A 14758-nucleotide genomic window follows, 5' to 3' on the forward strand; every position below is an offset into this window, starting at 1 on the left:
GTCGTGAAATCAAAGAACTGGAGCTGCTCTGGTTTATAATCGCGCAACGCTAATAGCCCATAACGCTAACGCCTACTCAGGGGAGAGATATATGAAAGCCCAAGCCGGGATCTGCGCAGAGCCGAATCTGCACGCCCTCTATCTGATGTTCAATCGCACCGGCGATGCCGCCGAACTGGTCGGCCGTCTGGCCAAGTTGCCCGCCTTGTGGCAGGCGGTCGCCGCCGATTTCCCCGAGGCCGGTTTCAGCGGTCTGGTTGCCGTTGGCGCCGATGCCTGGGATGGTCTCTACCCTGCCGCCCGTCCGCCCCAGTTCCGCAGCTTTATGGCGCAATCCGCCAACGGTCAGGAAGCCCCCAACACCCCGTTTGATCTCTTTATTCAGCTGCGTGCCGATCGGGTGGATGTGCTGCACCACGCCGGTCACCGCGTGATGGCGCTGCTGGCCGGACTGGTAGAGCTGGCCGAAGAGGTACGCGGTTTCCGCAATCTGGATTGCCGTGACCTGACCGGTTTCGTCGACGGCACCGAGAACCCGCAGGATGAGCATCGCGCCGAAGTGGCGCTGCTGGCCGAGGGCGAGTTTGCCGGCGGCTCCTACATCCACGTTCAGCGCTGGGTCCATGCCATGAGCGACTGGGAGAAGCTGGCGCAAAAAGAGCAGGAAGACATTATCGGCCGCACCAAGCCCGACAACATCGAGTATGAGTCGGCCGCCAAGCCGCTGACTGCCCACATCAAGCGGGTCAACCTCAAGACCCCGAAAGGGGAGTCCATGGAGATCCTGCGCCAGAGCATGCCCTGGGGCACCATGACCGAGCAGGGGCTCTACTTCATCTCCTGCTGCCGCACTCAGCAGCACTTCAACGCCATGCTGGCCAGCATGTACAAGGGGGAGGGCAGCCACTTCGATCACCTGCTGCGCTTCACCAAAGCAGTGACCGGTGCCGCTTTCTTCGCCCCATCGGAAGGTTTTCTGATGGCGCAGGGCAAGTAATAGCGGATGTGACAGCGCCACCTTCCCCCTCGTGCCGCCAAGTGCGCAGAGAGCGCCAGGTTGCCAAGAGATCGGGCGGTGGGGGTGGCTTGTCATGCTCCGAGAGCAGCTGACGCTGCTGGCTAGATTGTTTCGCTGGTGCAACGAAAATAAATTTTCGCCAGTGAGAAGTGCAACAATCTCGATCAGCATCGCGAGGATGGGCGCAGCGAGAGGGGGCAGAATAGGCTCCCGATCTGCTGGCTCACCAAACAAAAATCCCGGCCTTGGCCGGGATTTTTCGTTCTGGCGTGACCGCGATGACGCGGTAGACCATTACGGAGTCTGTTCGAACAGCTCGAGGGCGGAGAGGTAGAGCTCTTCGATATCGGTGTCGCTGGTCGGGGTGATGAAGATGGTGTCGTCACCGGCGATGGTACCGAGGATCCCCTCTGCCTTGCCGAGGGAGTCGAGCAGGCGGGCGATCAGCTGGGCTGCGCCCGGGCTGGTGTGGATCACCACCAGTGCGCCGTTGTGGTCGACATCCAGCACCAGATTCTTGAGCGGGCTGGAGGTGGTGGGCACGCCCAGTTCCACCGGCAGGCAGTAGACCATCTCCATCTTGGCGTTGCGGGTGCGAACGGCGCCGAAGCGGCTCAGCATGCGCGATACCTTGGACTGGTTGATGTTCTCGAAGCCCAGTTCTTGCAGGGCAGTGACGATCTCTGCCTGGGAGCCAAAGCGCTCTTCTTTCAGCAAGGCTTTAAAGGCCTTGGCCAGTTTTTCTTGCTTGTCGTTATGTTTCATCTTGGTCTCACGAATGAGGAGGTGTGGCGGCCTGTTTCAGAGCCAGGCGGCAGATACGAACAGCGTGGCTATTTTGCATTCATATGCCGTTTTTTGCAAGGAAGCGGCGCTTGTTCTGCATATTGATTCAAAAATGGCTTGCATCAACCTTTATAAGGGATAGAATCGGGACGAAATTTTGAAAACTTATTCAATTGGGCTGTATGGGTATTGAATTAATAGGTATCGAGAAGTCCTGGCACAAGGTGCCGGTACTGCAACAGGTGAGCTTTCGGACATCCCCCGGTGAGACCTTGGTACTGCTGGGCCCTAGCGGTGCAGGCAAGAGCTCGCTGCTACGCATGATGAACCTGCTGGACACCCCGGATGCCGGTGTTTTGCGTATAGGGGAAAATGAATTTTCTTTCCCGAGCCACCTCTCCACTGCCGAATTCAATCGCCAGTCCCAACTGCTGCGCCGCAAGGTGGGCATGGTGTTCCAGCAGTACAATCTCTGGCCACACCTCACCGTGATGGAGAATCTCATCGAAGCGCCGGTCAAGGTGCTGGGCATGAGCAAGGAGGCGGCCATCGAGAAGGGCGCCTATCTGCTGGCCCAGCTGCAACTGGCCGACAAGCGCGATGCCTGGCCGGCACGCCTCTCCGGCGGTCAGCAGCAGCGGGTGGCCATTGCCCGCACCCTGATGATGGATCCGGAAGTGCTGCTGTTTGACGAGCCGACCGCCGCCCTCGATCCCGAGATCACCAAGGAGGTGGCCGAGATCATCCGCACCCTGAGCCAGACCGGTATCACCCAGGTGGTGGTGACCCACGAGGTCGACTTCGCCCGCAAGGTCGCCAGTCAGGTGATCTATCTGGAGAAAGGGCGGATCATCGAGTCCGGCTCCGCCGCCATTTTCCAATCCCCGCAAACCAGCCGGTTTGCCGAATTCTTGATGCATTGATACTGAATCGATAAGGAAGCTGTCATGAAAAAGAGTCTGTTGCTGGTCGCAGCCATGGGGCTGCTGAGCACCTCCGTACTGGCCAAAGAGATCAAGTTCGCCACCGAGGCCACTTACGCACCGTTCGAATATCTGGACGACAAGAACGAATTTCAGGGTTTTGACATCGATCTGGCGCGCGCCATCTGCGAGCAGGCCAAGCTGGAGTGCAGCTTCCACAACCAGGCCTTTGACAGCCTGATCCCCAGCCTCAAATTCCGTCGCTATGACGCTGCCATCGCCGCCATGGACGTGACTCCTGAGCGGGCTGCGCAGGTCGATTTCTCCGACATTTACTACCAGAACTCAGCCGTGTTCGTGGCCAAAAAAGGCGCCTTCAAGGGACCGGAAGGGCTGGTAGACAAGACGGTTGGCGTGCAGAACGGCACCTCCCACCAGTCCTATCTGGTGGATAACTGGGTGAGCAAGGGGCTGCTGACCGTGCCTTACGCCAGCTACCAGAGCGCCTTCCTCGACATGATGAACGGCCGCACCGACGGCGTCTTTGCCGATACCGCCGTCGCTGCCGACTGGCTGAAGCAGCACAAGGAGTATGCCGTGGTGGGTGCGCCGGTGACCGATGCCAAGTACTTCGGTACCGGTTTTGGCATCGCGGTGGCCAAGGGCAATCAGGAGTTGCTGACCCAGCTGAACAAGGGGCTGGCCGATATCAAGGCCAACGGCACCTATCAGAAGATCTTCGACAAATACTTCGCGCACTAAGCCATGTTGAGCCTGTTGTTGGATGCAGCCTGGATGACCCTCGGGCTGGCCTTGGCATCCCTGGTCGGGGGCATGGTGCTGGCACTGGCGTTCAGTGCGGCCGAGCTGAGCAAGCAGCGCGCTCTGGTGTGGCCGGTAGCCACCCTCACCACCCTGATCCGCGGGTTGCCCGAGCTGCTGGTGGTGCTGTTCATCTACTTTGGCTCGACCCAGGTGCTGTTTCTCATCACCGGCGAGTATGTAGAGTTCAGCCCGTTCGCTTGCGGCGTGCTGGCGCTCTCTCTGCTATTCGCCAGCTATGCGACCCAGACCCTGCGCGCAGCGCTCAATGCGGTGCCCGCAGGGCAGCGGCTGGCGGCGCTGGCGTTGGGGTTGAGCAAGAGCCACATCTTCTTTCGCATCGTGTTGCCGCAGGCGTGGCGGCACGCCCTGCCGGGCCTCGGCAACCAGTGGCTGGTGCTGCTGAAAGACACCGCGCTGGTGTCGCTTATCGGGGTGAACGAGATGATGCGTCAGGCACAGATGGCCTCGGCCAGTACCTATCAGCCCTTCACCTGGTATGCCGCCGCCGCCCTCATCTATCTGGCCATCAGCCTGGTGAGCGAGTATGGCCTCGGCCTTGCGGCCCGCTACACCCGTCGCTACGGAGGCTAATCGATGCAAGAGTATCTTGTGACCCTGCTGGGGGGCTTGCTCACCACGCTGGAGCTGACCCTGTTCAGCCTGCTGCTCGGCTTCGTGCTGGCGGCCCTGATGACCTGGGTGCTGGAGTTGAGATTGCCGGTGGCGACCCAGCTGGTACAGCTGTGGGTATTGCTCTTTACCGGCACGCCGCTGCTGATCCAGATCTTCCTCATCTACTACGGGCCGGGTCAGTTCGAGTGGCTGAAAGCCAGCCCGCTCTGGCCGCTGCTCAAGCAACCCTGGTTCTGTGCCGTGCTGGCGCTGGGCCTCAACACCGCGGCTTACTCCACCCGGCTGTTCAAGGGGGCGCTCGACGCTATTCCTGCCGGTGAGGTGGAGGCGTGCCGTGCGCTCGGTTTTAACGGTCGTCAGACCCTCTGGATGAAGGTGCGCCACGCCGCCCGTCATCTGGTGCCTGCCTACTCCAACGAGGTGATCCTGGTGCTCAAGGGGAGTTCCCTCGCCAGTACCATCACCATCATGGACATCATGGGGCTGGCGCAGGGGCTCAATGCCCAGACCTATGACACCCTTGCCGTCTTCGGCGTCGCGGGGGCCCTTTACCTCACCATGAACGGATTGTTAACAATTGGTTTTCGCTGGTGTGAAAAGCGGGCGTTGGCATTCCAGGCTTGAGTCGGCATAACTACCTCTTTATGGGAGGGTGAAGTGCAGAAAAACTGTGCTTCCCCTCCAATTTTTTGGATTTTTCCCCATTTTTATTCGCTGCCTGTTTCTTGGCTCACAGAACCCGTGACTGCAACTGTTATCAGATTGTTTTTTATGGGGGGATCCATTAAGGTTGGGCGCACAAGAACAAATAACCTTAAACCTACGCTTAAACATGGAGTTGATCATGAAAGTTGCCGTTCTGGGTGCCGCTGGTGGCATCGGTCAAGCCCTTGCTCTGCTGTTGAAAAACCGTCTGCCGGCCGGCTCCGAGCTGAGCCTGTATGACATTGCCCCGGTCACTCCGGGCGTAGCCGTAGACCTCAGCCATATTCCTACCGACGTCGCCATCAAGGGTTTCTGCGGTGAAGATCCGACTCCTGCACTGGTTGGTGCCGATGTGGTGCTGATCTCTGCCGGTGTTGCGCGCAAGCCGGGTATGGATCGTTCCGACCTGTTCAACATCAACGCCGGTATCGTCAAGAATCTGGTTGAGAAGTGCGCGGCAGCCTGCCCGAAAGCGCTGATCGGCATTATCACCAACCCGGTCAACACCACCGTCGCCATCGCCGCCGAAGTGCTGAAGAAAGCCGGTGTCTATGACAAGCGTCGCCTGTTCGGTGTCACCACTCTGGACGTGATCCGCGCCGAGACCTTCGTTGCCGCCGCCAAAGGGCTGAACGTGGACAAGGTTCGCGTCAACGTGATCGGTGGCCACAGTGGCGTGACTATTCTGCCGCTGCTCTCCCAGATTGAAGGTGCCTCCTTCACTGCCGAAGAAGTGGCTGCCATGACCAAGCGTATTCAGAACGCCGGTACCGAAGTGGTGGAAGCCAAGGCCGGTGGCGGTTCCGCCACTCTCTCCATGGGTCAGGCTGCCTGCCGTTTCGGTCTGTCGCTCATCAAGGGCCTGCAGGGCGAAGCCAACGTCATCGAGTGTGCCTACGTTGAAGGCAACGGCGAACACGCTACCTTCTTTGCACAGCCGATCCTGCTGGGTAAGAACGGTGTTGAGACCGTGCTGGACTACGGCAAGCTGAGCGCCTTCGAGCAGGAAGCGATGGAAGGGATGCTGGCCACCCTGAAAGCCGATATCCAGCTGGGTGTCGACTTCGTCAAATAAGCGGCATGACCGCATGAAAAGGGAGCTTCGGCTCCCTTTTGCGTTGTTGGGCTCCCGCCAGCTTAAGAAGATGGGGGTTGTGGCCGATAACAGAGAGCAGCAGGAGATCCCTTATGATGAAACCCCTTACCCTTCTCTCCGTTATCTGTCTGGCTGGTGCGCCCCTTTATGCCGCCGAGCCGGTGCCGGCTGCCTCGGCTGCTCCCGCCACCGCTGGCGAAACGGCGCCCGCATCAGCGGCGACTGCTACTCCGGCTCCCGTGTTGTTGCCAGCCGAAGCGGCGGCACCTGCTCCCGCGGCTACCGGTGAGGCGGCTCCGTCGGCGGCGGTGACTGCGGCCCCTGCGCCTGTGTTGTTGCCGGCTGATCCGGTAGCTCCTGCTCCGGCCGCAGAGCCCGCTTCAGCCCCTGTGCCAGCCGCGCCACCTGCCGAACCTGCGCCTTCGGTGGCACCACTGAATGCCGGCGACCTGCAGGCGGTGGCCATCTATCGTCAGGACGAGCTGCTCAACTGGATCGAGCAGGGACGCCACCTCACTCAGGTGAAACAGGATCGCTGCCAGTTGACTCAGGATATAGAGGCGCGAGCGTCGGTGATGAAGATCCCTGCCTACCAGTTCCTCTGGGGAGATATGCTGGCCTGGGGCGTCTGTACCAAGTCCAACGCCGAGCTGGGGGTACAGTATATGTGGGAGGCGGCCAATCAGGGGCTGGCTCCCGCGCTGGAGCAGCTGGGCCGCTACTACTGGAAAGGGACGCTGGTGCAGAAGGATCTGGTTCGTGCCGAGACGCTGATGCGTGAAGCGGCCAGCCTCGGTTTTCTGCGGGCTCGCATGGAGTGGGTAGAGATGCTGCTGCAGGGGATGGGGAGCCCGCTCGATTACGAGGATGCCTACCGTTGGCTGCACGGCTCCGTTATCGGTGACAAAGCCCTGCACCAGAAGGCGGCCAGTCTGCTGAGTCGGCTTGGCAACCGGATGCCGGCCAACGTGGTGGCCCGCGCCAAGGCGATGCACTGATCCAAAAAAAATGACCCACAGGTCTGCACCTGTGGGTCCGGTTCCTGCCGCCGTGCCATGACAGGCTGGAACCTCCTTTCGTTATATGGCTACCCGGCAGTTATAGATCTTGGTGGGGGCCAAAAACTTCGTAATGGAGCTGGCTTGCGGGGATCCCGGCCTCAGTCAGTTGTCGCTTCACCTCCTGCATGAAACCGAGCGGGCCGCAGAAGTAGTAGTGGGCCTCTGGTGTGATGCGCTCCTTCACCGCGTTCAGCTCCATGGTGCCGCTGAAGTCGTAATCCTCTCCCAGCTTGTCGCTTTCTGCGGGCTCCCGATACCAGACCCGACTGACCAGATTGGTGTGCTGGCTGATCTTGCTGCGGATATCTTCCCGGAAGGCGTGGACACGACCATGCTCGCAGGCGTGCAGCCAGGTGATGTCGGTCTGATGGTCACTCGCCAGCAGCTGGTTGAGCATGCTCATCATGGGGGTAAGGCCGACCCCGGCCGAGAGCAGCACAACCGGCGTCTGGCTATCCACTTTCAGGTAGAAATCGCCGGTGGGGGGCATCACTTCAATCTTGTCGCCCGCTTGCAGGCGGTCGTGCAGCAGGTTGGAGACTTGACCCTGCGGCTCGCGCTTGACGCTGATGCGATAGTCGCGGCCGTTCGGTGCATCCGAGAGCGAATACTGGCGGATTTCGTGATGTTTGAGCTCGGGGTGAACCAGCTTGATGCTGAGGTATTGGCCCGGCTGGAAGTTCAGCACCGGCTTGCCATCTTCCGGTGTCAGCAGGAAGGAGGTGATAAGCTCGCTCTCGGCTCGCTTCTCCTTGATGATGAAGGTGCGGGTCCCTTGCCAGCCACCGCTCTGGCTAGCCTTCTCCTGATAGATCTCCCGCTCGCGGCCGATGAAGATGTCGGCCAGCACGCCATATGCCTTGCCCCATGCCTCCAGCACCTCGTCGGTGACAGCACTTCCGCCCAATTCTTTGAGCGTGGCCAAGAGATGACTACCTACAATGTGATATTGTTCTGGCTGGATCAGGAATCCGGTATGCTTGTGGGCAATCCGCTCGACCGCGCCAGCCAGCGCCCCCAGATTGTCGATATTTTTGGCATAGGCGGCGACGGCGTTGAACAGCGCCAGTGGCTGACCACCGCTGCGCTGATGGGCCAGATTGAAGATATCTTTCAGCTCCGGGTTATGGCTGAACATCCGCTGGTAGAAGTGCTGCGTCAGCGCCGGGCCAGCTGATTCAAGCAGAGGAATGGTGCTTTTGATGACGGCAATGGTGGTTTGGTCTAGCATAGGGAGCCTCGTCGTTAATTGAACATCTAAAATGCCATTTAATAAGTGGCATCCTAGATGTTTATTTGATTTGAATCAATACTCCACTTTTCGCATCGCGCTAATCAGGCTTTATGAGACTAACCAGTTATACAGATTTCGGATTGAGAGCCCTGCTCTACCTTGCCACCCTGCCGGAAGGGGAGCTCTCGAGCGTAGCCAAGGTCTCTGCCTTGTACGACGTTTCTCGCAACCACATGGTGAAGGTGGTCAATCAGCTGGTGAAGCTGGGCTATCTGCAATCCCAGCGTGGCAAGAATGGAGGGATCCGCATGGCGTGTGATCCCGCCACCATCAATATCGGGCAGGTGATCCGGGCGCTGGAAGGGAATCTGGACGGGATTGATTGCGGCTCGCCCGCCTGTCACATCGTCTCGGTCTGTCTGCTCAAGAATGCGCTGAAAGAGGCGATGGATGCGTTTCTGGCGGTAATGGACAGCTATACCCTGCAGGATTTGCTGGCCAATCGTGACGAGTTGCAGAGGGTGTTTGGCGAGTTGATCCCGACGCTGGTGCTGGAGCCGGATGACGAAGATGAACAGTGAAGAGCTGCAATGAAAAAGGGCTGCCAGTGGCAGCCCTTTTTCAATTCTGCGCTGCCGTAGCAGCCCGGTAGGAAGCCGGCATGATCCGCGCCATTTTGACCATGTTGTTCTCGACTTCGAGGATCTCGATGGGGTAGCCCGCCAGCCGGATCCCGATATTGGGCTGGGGGATCTCCTCCAGATATTCGAGGATCAGGCCGTTGAGGGTACGCGGCCCGTCGACGGGCAGATGCCAGTTCATCTCCTTGTTCAGCTCGCGAATGCTGGCTGATCCCTCCACCAGAAACGAGCCGTCCGGCTGGGGATGGATCTCGTCGCTCGGGGTCGGCGTCATGGAGGTGGTGAAGTCGCCCACTATCTCTTCCAGAATGTCGTCCAGGGTGATCAGCCCCTGAATGTCGCCATATTCGTCGACGATCAGGCCAATTCGCTCCTTGTTGCGCTGGAATTTGGCCAGCTGCACGTTGAGCGGCGTACCTTCCGGAATGAAGTAGATCTCGTCCACTTCCCGCAGCAGGCTCGACTTGTTGAACTGATCCCGGGCCATCAACCGCAGAGCGTCGCGGGCGTGGAGAAAGCCCACCACGTCGTCGATGCTGTCGCGATAGAGCAGGATCTTGGTATGGGCGCAGTGGGCCAGCTGGCGCTGGATGCTCTTCCAGTCGTCATTGATATCAATGGCGTAGATGTCGCTGCGGGGCACCATGATGTCCTCGACCAGCATCTTGTCGAGATCCAGGATGCTGAGCAGCATCTCCTGATGACGCTGGGGGATCAGGCTGCCCGCCTCGTTGACTATGGTACGCAGCTCCTCGGTGTTGAGGGAGTCATCCTTGTTTGGCGTGATCTTCAGCATCTTGAGCAGACCGCTGGTGATACCGTTGATCAGCCAGACCAGCGGGGAGAGCGGCACCATCAGCCCCTTGAGGATCCAGGAGGCGGGGTAGGCAATCTTCTCGGGGAACATGGCCGCCAGCGTCTTGGGGGTCACTTCACCAAATACCAGCACTACCAGCGTCAGGCCAAAAGTGGCCACTGCGACACCGAGATCGCCGAACAGCCTGATACAGACGATGGTGGCAATGGCGGAGGCGAGGATATTGACCAGGTTGTTGCCGATAAGGATCAGGCCGAGCAGCCGATCCGGGCGTGACAGCAGCTTCTCTACCCGACGGGCCGCCTTGTGTTTGGTCTGTGCCAGATGCCGCAGCTTGTAGCGGTTGATGGACATCAGACCGGTTTCGGAACTGGAGAAGAAGGCGGATAGAAGGATCAAGATAACGAGAACAATCAGTAGTGTGCTCGTTGAGATGCTGTCCAAAAAGGGCTCCTGTAGATGGTGTGACTAACGGTTATCAGCTCAGCAGCACTTCTTTGACGAAGCGGCTGCCGAAATAGGCCAGGGTCAGGATGACGCTGCCGATCAAGCTCAGGGTGACCACCTTGCGGCCACGCCAGCCATAGGTGTGATGGCCCCACAAGAGCAGTACGTAGATGCACCATGCGATGATGGAGAGCACGGCCTTGTGGGATTTGCCCTGGGCGAACATGTCTTCGAGGAAGAACAGGCCCGATGCGATGGAGAGGGTCAGCAGCAGCACGCCGGCGGAGATGAGCTGGAACAGCCGCTTCTCGACGGTCATCAAGGGGGGCATGGCTGGCAACTGGCTGATTTTTCTCGACTTGAGCTGCTTGTCCAGACAGGCGAGCTGAAGAGCAAAAAGGCAGGCGATCATCAATACCGAGTAGGCCATCAGTGCCAGACCGATATGCAGCAACAGCTGGGGATGGGCCTCAAGATGGGTGATATAGCGCCCGGGTATGAGGGCACTGGCCGCCAGCAGCAGCGCCGAGAAGCTGTAGACCACCGGCAGCAGGATCCAGCCGTTGAAGCGGCGGGTGATACAGGTCATGAAGGTACTGATGATCAGACTCACCAGCGAGGCCACGTTGAGCATGCTCAGGTTCTGGCCGGAGCCCTGTAACACCTCGGTTCCGAGGGCGGTAGCGTGGGCGATCAGGGCCAGTCCGATGCAGGCAAAGAGGGAGCGCTGTCCTACCGGCTTGGCGCTCAGTAACAGATGCAGGGAGGCGATGATGGCCAGCAGATAAAACGCCAGGGCCAGAACAGAGATTACGATCATAACCAGGTCGTTGATGCACAAGCTTTTGAGGGTAAGAGGGGCAGTATACCTTGCACGCGAAATGCTCGCCAGTTGTGCAATGGCCGATCCGCCCATATATAGGAATGAAGCATCGATGAGCGGCAGTGCGGCGAATAATCGTCCTCGCGGCTGCTCTGGGTTATAATGCCCCCCATTTACAACGCCAAGAACCGGAATGCGTCATGTTTGAGAATTTGACTGAACGACTCTCGCGCACCTTGCGCAATGTCAGCGGCCGTGGCCGCCTGACCGAAGAGAACATCAAGGAAACCCTGCGCGAAGTCCGCATGGCGCTGCTCGAGGCGGATGTCGCCCTGCCGGTCGTGCGTGATTTCGTGGCGCGCGTCAAAGAGCGTGCCGTCGGCCAGGAAGTGGCCAAATCCCTGAGCCCGGGTCAGGCGTTCATCAAGATTGTGCACGGCGAACTGGTCACCGTAATGGGTGAGGCCAACGAGCAGCTCAATCTGGCGGCCCAGCCGCCCGCCATCATCCTGATGGCCGGTCTGCAGGGTGCCGGTAAAACCACCACGGTCGGCAAACTGGCCAAGCTGCTCAAAGAGCGCAGCAAGAAGAAGGTGCTGGTCGTCAGTGCCGACGTTTACCGTCCTGCGGCGATCAAGCAGCTGGAAACCCTGGCGGGCGATATCGGCGTCGACTTCTTCCCGAGCGATGCCAGCCAGAAGCCGGTCGCCATCGCGACTGCCGCCATCGATCAGGCGCGCAAGAAATTTTATGACGTGGTGATCGTCGATACCGCCGGTCGTCTGCACGTCGATAGCGAGATGATGGCCGAGATCCAGGATCTGCACGCCACCATCAAGCCGGTCGAGACCCTGTTCGTGGTCGATGCCATGACCGGTCAGGATGCCGCCAACACCGCCAAGGCGTTCAACGAGGCGCTGCCGCTCACCGGTGTGATCCTCACCAAGGCGGACGGCGACGCTCGCGGCGGTGCCGCCCTGTCGGTACGTCACATCACCGGCAAGCCGGTCAAGTTCATCGGTATGGGTGAAAAGACCGACGCGCTGGAGCCGTTCCACCCGGATCGTCTCGCCTCCCGAATCCTCGGCATGGGCGATGTGCTCTCTCTGATCGAAGAGGTGGAGCGCAACGTCGATAAAGAGAAGGCTGCCAAGCTGGCTAGCAAGGTCAAGAGCGGCAAGGGCTTTGACCTTGAGGATTTCCGCGAGCAGCTGGCCCAGATGCGCAACATGGGCGGCATGATGGGGATGCTCGACAAGCTGCCCGGCATGTCCGGTCTGCCTGACAATATTAAGGATCAGATGGATGACAAGCTCACCGTGCGGATGGAGGCCATCATCAGCTCCATGACGCCGAAGGAGCGCGCCCATCCCGACCTGATTAAAGGCTCCCGCAAGCGCCGAATCGCCGCAGGCTCCGGCATGCAGGTGCAGGACGTGAACAAGCTGCTCAAGCAGTTCACCGAGATGCAGCGCATGATGAAGAAGATGTCCGGCAAGGGTGGCATGCGCAAAATGATGAGCCAGATGAAGAACATGCTGCCACCGGGATTTGGTGGCGGTCGCGGCCCGTTCTGATTATCCGCACTGACGTATTGCATGAGGGTCTGCCACCGGCAGACCCTTTTCATTGCTGCTCTGCGCAAAAAATGGCTGGCTTGGTTGCATTTATTACGAATCCAAGTAGAATTATGCGGCTTATTTTAAGCTAGGGTCCGCGTGTTTGCGGGCCTTGTTCATTAGATGTTAATGAGGACGATATGGTAACCATTCGTTTACAACGTGGTGGCGCGAAAAAGCGTCCGTTCTACCAGGTAGTAGTTGCTGACAGCCGTAACGCCCGCGACGGTCGTTTCATCGAGCGCGTTGGTTTCTTCAACCCGGTTGCTGCTGGTCAAGCTGAAAAGCTGAACCTGGACCTGGCTCGTATCGAGCATTGGGTTGCTACTGGTGCCGCTGTTTCTGAGCGCGTTGCCAAGCTGATCAAAGACGCTGCCAAAGCTGCTTAATCAGTCAAACGGTAAGGAGTTAAGGTGGAAAAACCTGTAGTTCTGGGCACCCTGGGTACCGTATACGGCATCAAGGGGTGGCTTAAAGTGAACTCCTTCACCGATGTTGCCGAAGCGATTTTCGATTACAACCCCTGGCTGATTAATCAGAACGGGGCGTGGCGTGAAATTCGGGTCTCATCCTGGAAACGTCATAACAAGGGTCTGATCTGCAAACTCGATGGTATCGATGTGCGCGAGGATGCCCTGGCATTGACCAATGTCGAGATTGGTGTAGCCGCCGATCTGTTGCCTGCGTTGCCCGAGGGCGAGTTCTACTGGCGTGACCTGATTGGTTGCTCGGTAGTAACCACCAAGGGATACGACCTGGGCAAGGTGACCGAATTGATGGAAACCGGCTCCAACGATGTGTTGGTGGTTGAGGCCAATGTAAAAGATGCCTTTGGTGCAAAGGAGCGGTTGATTCCGTTCCTGGAAGAGCAGGTGATCAAGAATATTGATCTGACTGCTCGAACAATCGAAGTTGATTGGGATCCTGGTTTCTAGTTTCCCGCGGTAACACGAGTGCCGGAGGTTTCTTATGTGGATTGGGGTGATTAGCCTCTTCCCTGAAATGTTCCGAGCCATTACCGAGCACGGGGTAACGGGTCGGGCCGTCAAGAGTGGCCTGCTGCAGATTGAGTGCTGGAACCCCCGGGACTTTACCCACGACAAACACCGTACGGTCGATGATCGTCCTTATGGTGGTGGGCCCGGCATGTTAATGATGGTTCAGCCGCTGCGTGACGCGATTCATGCAGCCAAGCAAGCGGCGGGAGACGGGGCGAAAGTCATCTATCTCTCCCCTCAGGGACGCAAGCTGACTCAAGCGGGCGTAACCGAGTTGGCGACGAATCAGAAACTGATTCTGGTAGCCGGTCGATACGAAGGTATCGATGAACGCGTGATACAAACCGAAGTCGACGAAGAGTGGTCTATCGGGGATTACGTGTTAAGTGGTGGCGAGTTGCCTGCCATGACCCTGATCGATGCGGTTTCGCGTCTGGTTCCAGGGGTCTTGGGTGATCAGGCCAGTGCCGAGCAGGACTCCTTTACGGATGGCTTGCTGGATCATCCCCACTATACTCGGCCGGAGGTGTTGGATGGGCTGGCGGTGCCCGAGGCGCTGACAAGCGGCAATCACGAAGTGATTCGACGCTGGCGTCTCAAGCAATCGCTCGGACGAACCTGGCAAAGAAGGCCGGAACTTATTAACAACCTAGCTCTGACTGACGAGCAAGAATCACTTCTTGCCGAGTATGTCCGCGAAGTGCGTGACAGCGTTAAGTAGAGTTTTCAGTTTATCCTAGGTAAGGAAAGACAATGAGCAAGATTATTCAGCAGCTTGAACAAGAGCAAATGCGTACCGACATCCCGGCTTTTGCCCAGGGCGACACTGTACGTGTTCAAGTTCGTGTTAAAGAAGGTGGTAAAGAGCGTCTGCAGGCTTTCGAAGGCATCGTAATTGCCAAGCGTAACCGCGGTCTGCACTCTGCTTTCACCGTTCGCAAGATCTCCAACGGCGAAGGTGTTGAGCGTGTATTCCAGACTCACTCTCCGCTGATCCACAGTGTAGAACTGAAGCGTCGTGGTGATGTTCGCCGCGCCAAACTGTACTACCTGCGCAACCTGTCCGGTAAAGCTGCTCGTATCAAAGAGAAGCTCAACTAATTCGATTCGAATTGGTGTCGATATGTCGGCG

At 58.5% G+C, this 14758-nt stretch carries 17 protein-coding genes; 13 read left to right on the plus strand and 4 right to left on the minus strand.

Going from position 1 to position 14758, the window contains the following annotated elements:
• The first annotated feature begins 91 nt into the window (after positions 1-91).
• Entirely contained in the window at positions 92-997 is a 906-nt protein-coding gene (locus tag AAHA39_RS10915; RefSeq protein WP_156853914.1) for a Dyp-type peroxidase, read from the plus strand.
• Between the two features lie 315 nt (positions 998-1312).
• Here the strand turns inward: AAHA39_RS10915 and argR are convergent, their stop codons facing one another.
• Complete coding sequence (gene argR / locus AAHA39_RS10920; RefSeq protein ID WP_005340378.1) at positions 1313-1783, minus strand: transcriptional regulator ArgR; 471 nt, start codon at positions 1781-1783, stop codon at positions 1313-1315.
• Positions 1784-1986: 203 nt separating this feature from the next.
• Between argR and AAHA39_RS10925 the strand changes: the two genes are divergently transcribed.
• The 6 genes from AAHA39_RS10925 (at position 1987) to AAHA39_RS10950 (ending at position 6984) form a co-directional block, all read left to right on the plus strand.
• On the plus strand, positions 1987-2727 hold the full coding sequence (locus AAHA39_RS10925; RefSeq protein ID WP_320655973.1) for an ATP-binding cassette domain-containing protein: 741 nt from the start codon (positions 1987-1989) through the stop codon (positions 2725-2727).
• Positions 2728-2751: 24 nt separating this feature from the next.
• Positions 2752-3489, plus strand: coding sequence for a transporter substrate-binding domain-containing protein (locus tag AAHA39_RS10930; RefSeq protein ID WP_005341400.1), 738 nt, complete (start codon positions 2752-2754; stop codon positions 3487-3489).
• A 3-nt stretch (positions 3490-3492) separates the two neighbouring features.
• Positions 3493-4143, plus strand: a complete 651-nt coding sequence (gene artQ / locus AAHA39_RS10935; protein WP_042059654.1) for an arginine ABC transporter permease ArtQ — start codon at positions 3493-3495, stop codon at positions 4141-4143.
• A 3-nt stretch (positions 4144-4146) separates the two neighbouring features.
• A complete protein-coding gene (artM, locus tag AAHA39_RS10940) occupies positions 4147-4809 on the plus strand; it encodes an arginine ABC transporter permease ArtM (protein WP_042030756.1) in 663 nt (220 codons plus the stop codon).
• Between the two features lie 220 nt (positions 4810-5029).
• Positions 5030-5965, plus strand: coding sequence for a malate dehydrogenase (mdh, locus tag AAHA39_RS10945; protein WP_042030754.1), 936 nt, complete (start codon positions 5030-5032; stop codon positions 5963-5965).
• 410 nt (positions 5966-6375) lie between these two features.
• A complete protein-coding gene (locus AAHA39_RS10950) occupies positions 6376-6984 on the plus strand; it encodes a tetratricopeptide repeat protein (RefSeq protein ID WP_043851198.1) in 609 nt (202 codons plus the stop codon).
• A 100-nt stretch (positions 6985-7084) separates the two neighbouring features.
• On the opposite strand, the gene hmpA is transcribed toward AAHA39_RS10950, so the two are convergent.
• Positions 7085-8278 carry an NO-inducible flavohemoprotein gene (hmpA, locus tag AAHA39_RS10955; RefSeq protein ID WP_320655974.1) on the minus strand — a complete coding sequence of 398 codons (1194 nt, stop codon included), beginning with the start codon at positions 8276-8278 and terminating at the stop codon, positions 7085-7087.
• 113 nt (positions 8279-8391) lie between these two features.
• Between hmpA and AAHA39_RS10960 the strand changes: the two genes are divergently transcribed.
• The gene (locus AAHA39_RS10960) at positions 8392-8862 is read left to right on the plus strand and encodes an Rrf2 family transcriptional regulator (protein WP_033114060.1); all 471 of its coding nucleotides are present in this window, start codon (positions 8392-8394) and stop codon (positions 8860-8862) included.
• Between the two features lie 40 nt (positions 8863-8902).
• Here AAHA39_RS10960 and AAHA39_RS10965 read toward each other — a convergent pair whose 3' ends face one another.
• Positions 8903-10183: an HlyC/CorC family transporter gene (locus AAHA39_RS10965; RefSeq protein ID WP_320655975.1), complete on the minus strand. Its 1281-nt coding sequence runs from the start codon at positions 10181-10183 to the stop codon at positions 8903-8905.
• Between the two features lie 34 nt (positions 10184-10217).
• Positions 10218-11006: a cytochrome C assembly family protein gene (locus tag AAHA39_RS10970; RefSeq protein ID WP_033114091.1), complete on the minus strand. Its 789-nt coding sequence runs from the start codon at positions 11004-11006 to the stop codon at positions 10218-10220.
• A gap of 203 nt (positions 11007-11209) precedes the next feature.
• Here AAHA39_RS10970 and ffh point away from each other — a divergent pair, with 203 nt between their 5' ends.
• The 5 genes from ffh to rplS all read left to right on the plus strand — a co-directional run bounded on the left by ffh (position 11210) and on the right by rplS (position 14727).
• Positions 11210-12586 carry a signal recognition particle protein gene (gene ffh, locus AAHA39_RS10975; protein WP_042030747.1) on the plus strand — a complete coding sequence of 459 codons (1377 nt, stop codon included), beginning with the start codon at positions 11210-11212 and terminating at the stop codon, positions 12584-12586.
• Positions 12587-12768: 182 nt separating this feature from the next.
• Positions 12769-13017 (plus strand): 30S ribosomal protein S16, encoded by a 249-nt coding sequence (rpsP, locus tag AAHA39_RS10980; protein ID WP_033114062.1) that lies wholly within the window; start codon positions 12769-12771, stop codon positions 13015-13017.
• Between the two features lie 24 nt (positions 13018-13041).
• Entirely contained in the window at positions 13042-13563 is a 522-nt protein-coding gene (gene rimM, locus AAHA39_RS10985) for a ribosome maturation factor RimM (protein WP_033114063.1), read from the plus strand.
• Positions 13564-13597: 34 nt separating this feature from the next.
• Positions 13598-14347 (plus strand): tRNA (guanosine(37)-N1)-methyltransferase TrmD, encoded by a 750-nt coding sequence (trmD, locus tag AAHA39_RS10990; protein ID WP_005308699.1) that lies wholly within the window; start codon positions 13598-13600, stop codon positions 14345-14347.
• A 32-nt stretch (positions 14348-14379) separates the two neighbouring features.
• Entirely contained in the window at positions 14380-14727 is a 348-nt protein-coding gene (rplS, locus tag AAHA39_RS10995) for a 50S ribosomal protein L19 (RefSeq protein WP_005308701.1), read from the plus strand.
• The last annotated feature ends 31 nt before the right edge of the window (positions 14728-14758 follow it).

Source organism: Aeromonas sp. SE22, from assembly GCF_038739755.1.
GTDB lineage: Bacteria > Pseudomonadota > Gammaproteobacteria > Enterobacterales > Aeromonadaceae > Aeromonas > Aeromonas jandaei.

Excerpts from the sequence above, each read along its gene's own strand:
- AAHA39_RS10915 (WP_156853914.1), top strand. The coding sequence starts at position 92 with ATGAAAGCCCAAGCCGGGATCTGCGCAGAGCCGAATCTGCACGCCCTC.
- argR (WP_005340378.1), bottom strand. The coding sequence starts at position 1,783 with ATGAAACATAACGACAAGCAAGAAAAACTGGCCAAGGCCTTTAAAGCC.
- AAHA39_RS10925 (WP_320655973.1), top strand. The coding sequence starts at position 1,987 with ATGGGTATTGAATTAATAGGTATCGAGAAGTCCTGGCACAAGGTGCCG.
- AAHA39_RS10930 (WP_005341400.1), top strand. The coding sequence starts at position 2,752 with ATGAAAAAGAGTCTGTTGCTGGTCGCAGCCATGGGGCTGCTGAGCACC.
- artQ (WP_042059654.1), top strand. The coding sequence starts at position 3,493 with ATGTTGAGCCTGTTGTTGGATGCAGCCTGGATGACCCTCGGGCTGGCC.
- artM (WP_042030756.1), top strand. The coding sequence starts at position 4,147 with ATGCAAGAGTATCTTGTGACCCTGCTGGGGGGCTTGCTCACCACGCTG.
- mdh (WP_042030754.1), top strand. The coding sequence starts at position 5,030 with ATGAAAGTTGCCGTTCTGGGTGCCGCTGGTGGCATCGGTCAAGCCCTT.
- hmpA (WP_320655974.1), bottom strand. The coding sequence starts at position 8,278 with ATGCTAGACCAAACCACCATTGCCGTCATCAAAAGCACCATTCCTCTG.
- AAHA39_RS10960 (WP_033114060.1), top strand. The coding sequence starts at position 8,392 with ATGAGACTAACCAGTTATACAGATTTCGGATTGAGAGCCCTGCTCTAC.
- AAHA39_RS10970 (WP_033114091.1), bottom strand. The coding sequence starts at position 11,006 with ATGATCGTAATCTCTGTTCTGGCCCTGGCGTTTTATCTGCTGGCCATC.
- ffh (WP_042030747.1), top strand. The coding sequence starts at position 11,210 with ATGTTTGAGAATTTGACTGAACGACTCTCGCGCACCTTGCGCAATGTC.
- rpsP (WP_033114062.1), top strand. The coding sequence starts at position 12,769 with ATGGTAACCATTCGTTTACAACGTGGTGGCGCGAAAAAGCGTCCGTTC.
- trmD (WP_005308699.1), top strand. The coding sequence starts at position 13,598 with ATGTGGATTGGGGTGATTAGCCTCTTCCCTGAAATGTTCCGAGCCATT.
- rplS (WP_005308701.1), top strand. The coding sequence starts at position 14,380 with ATGAGCAAGATTATTCAGCAGCTTGAACAAGAGCAAATGCGTACCGAC.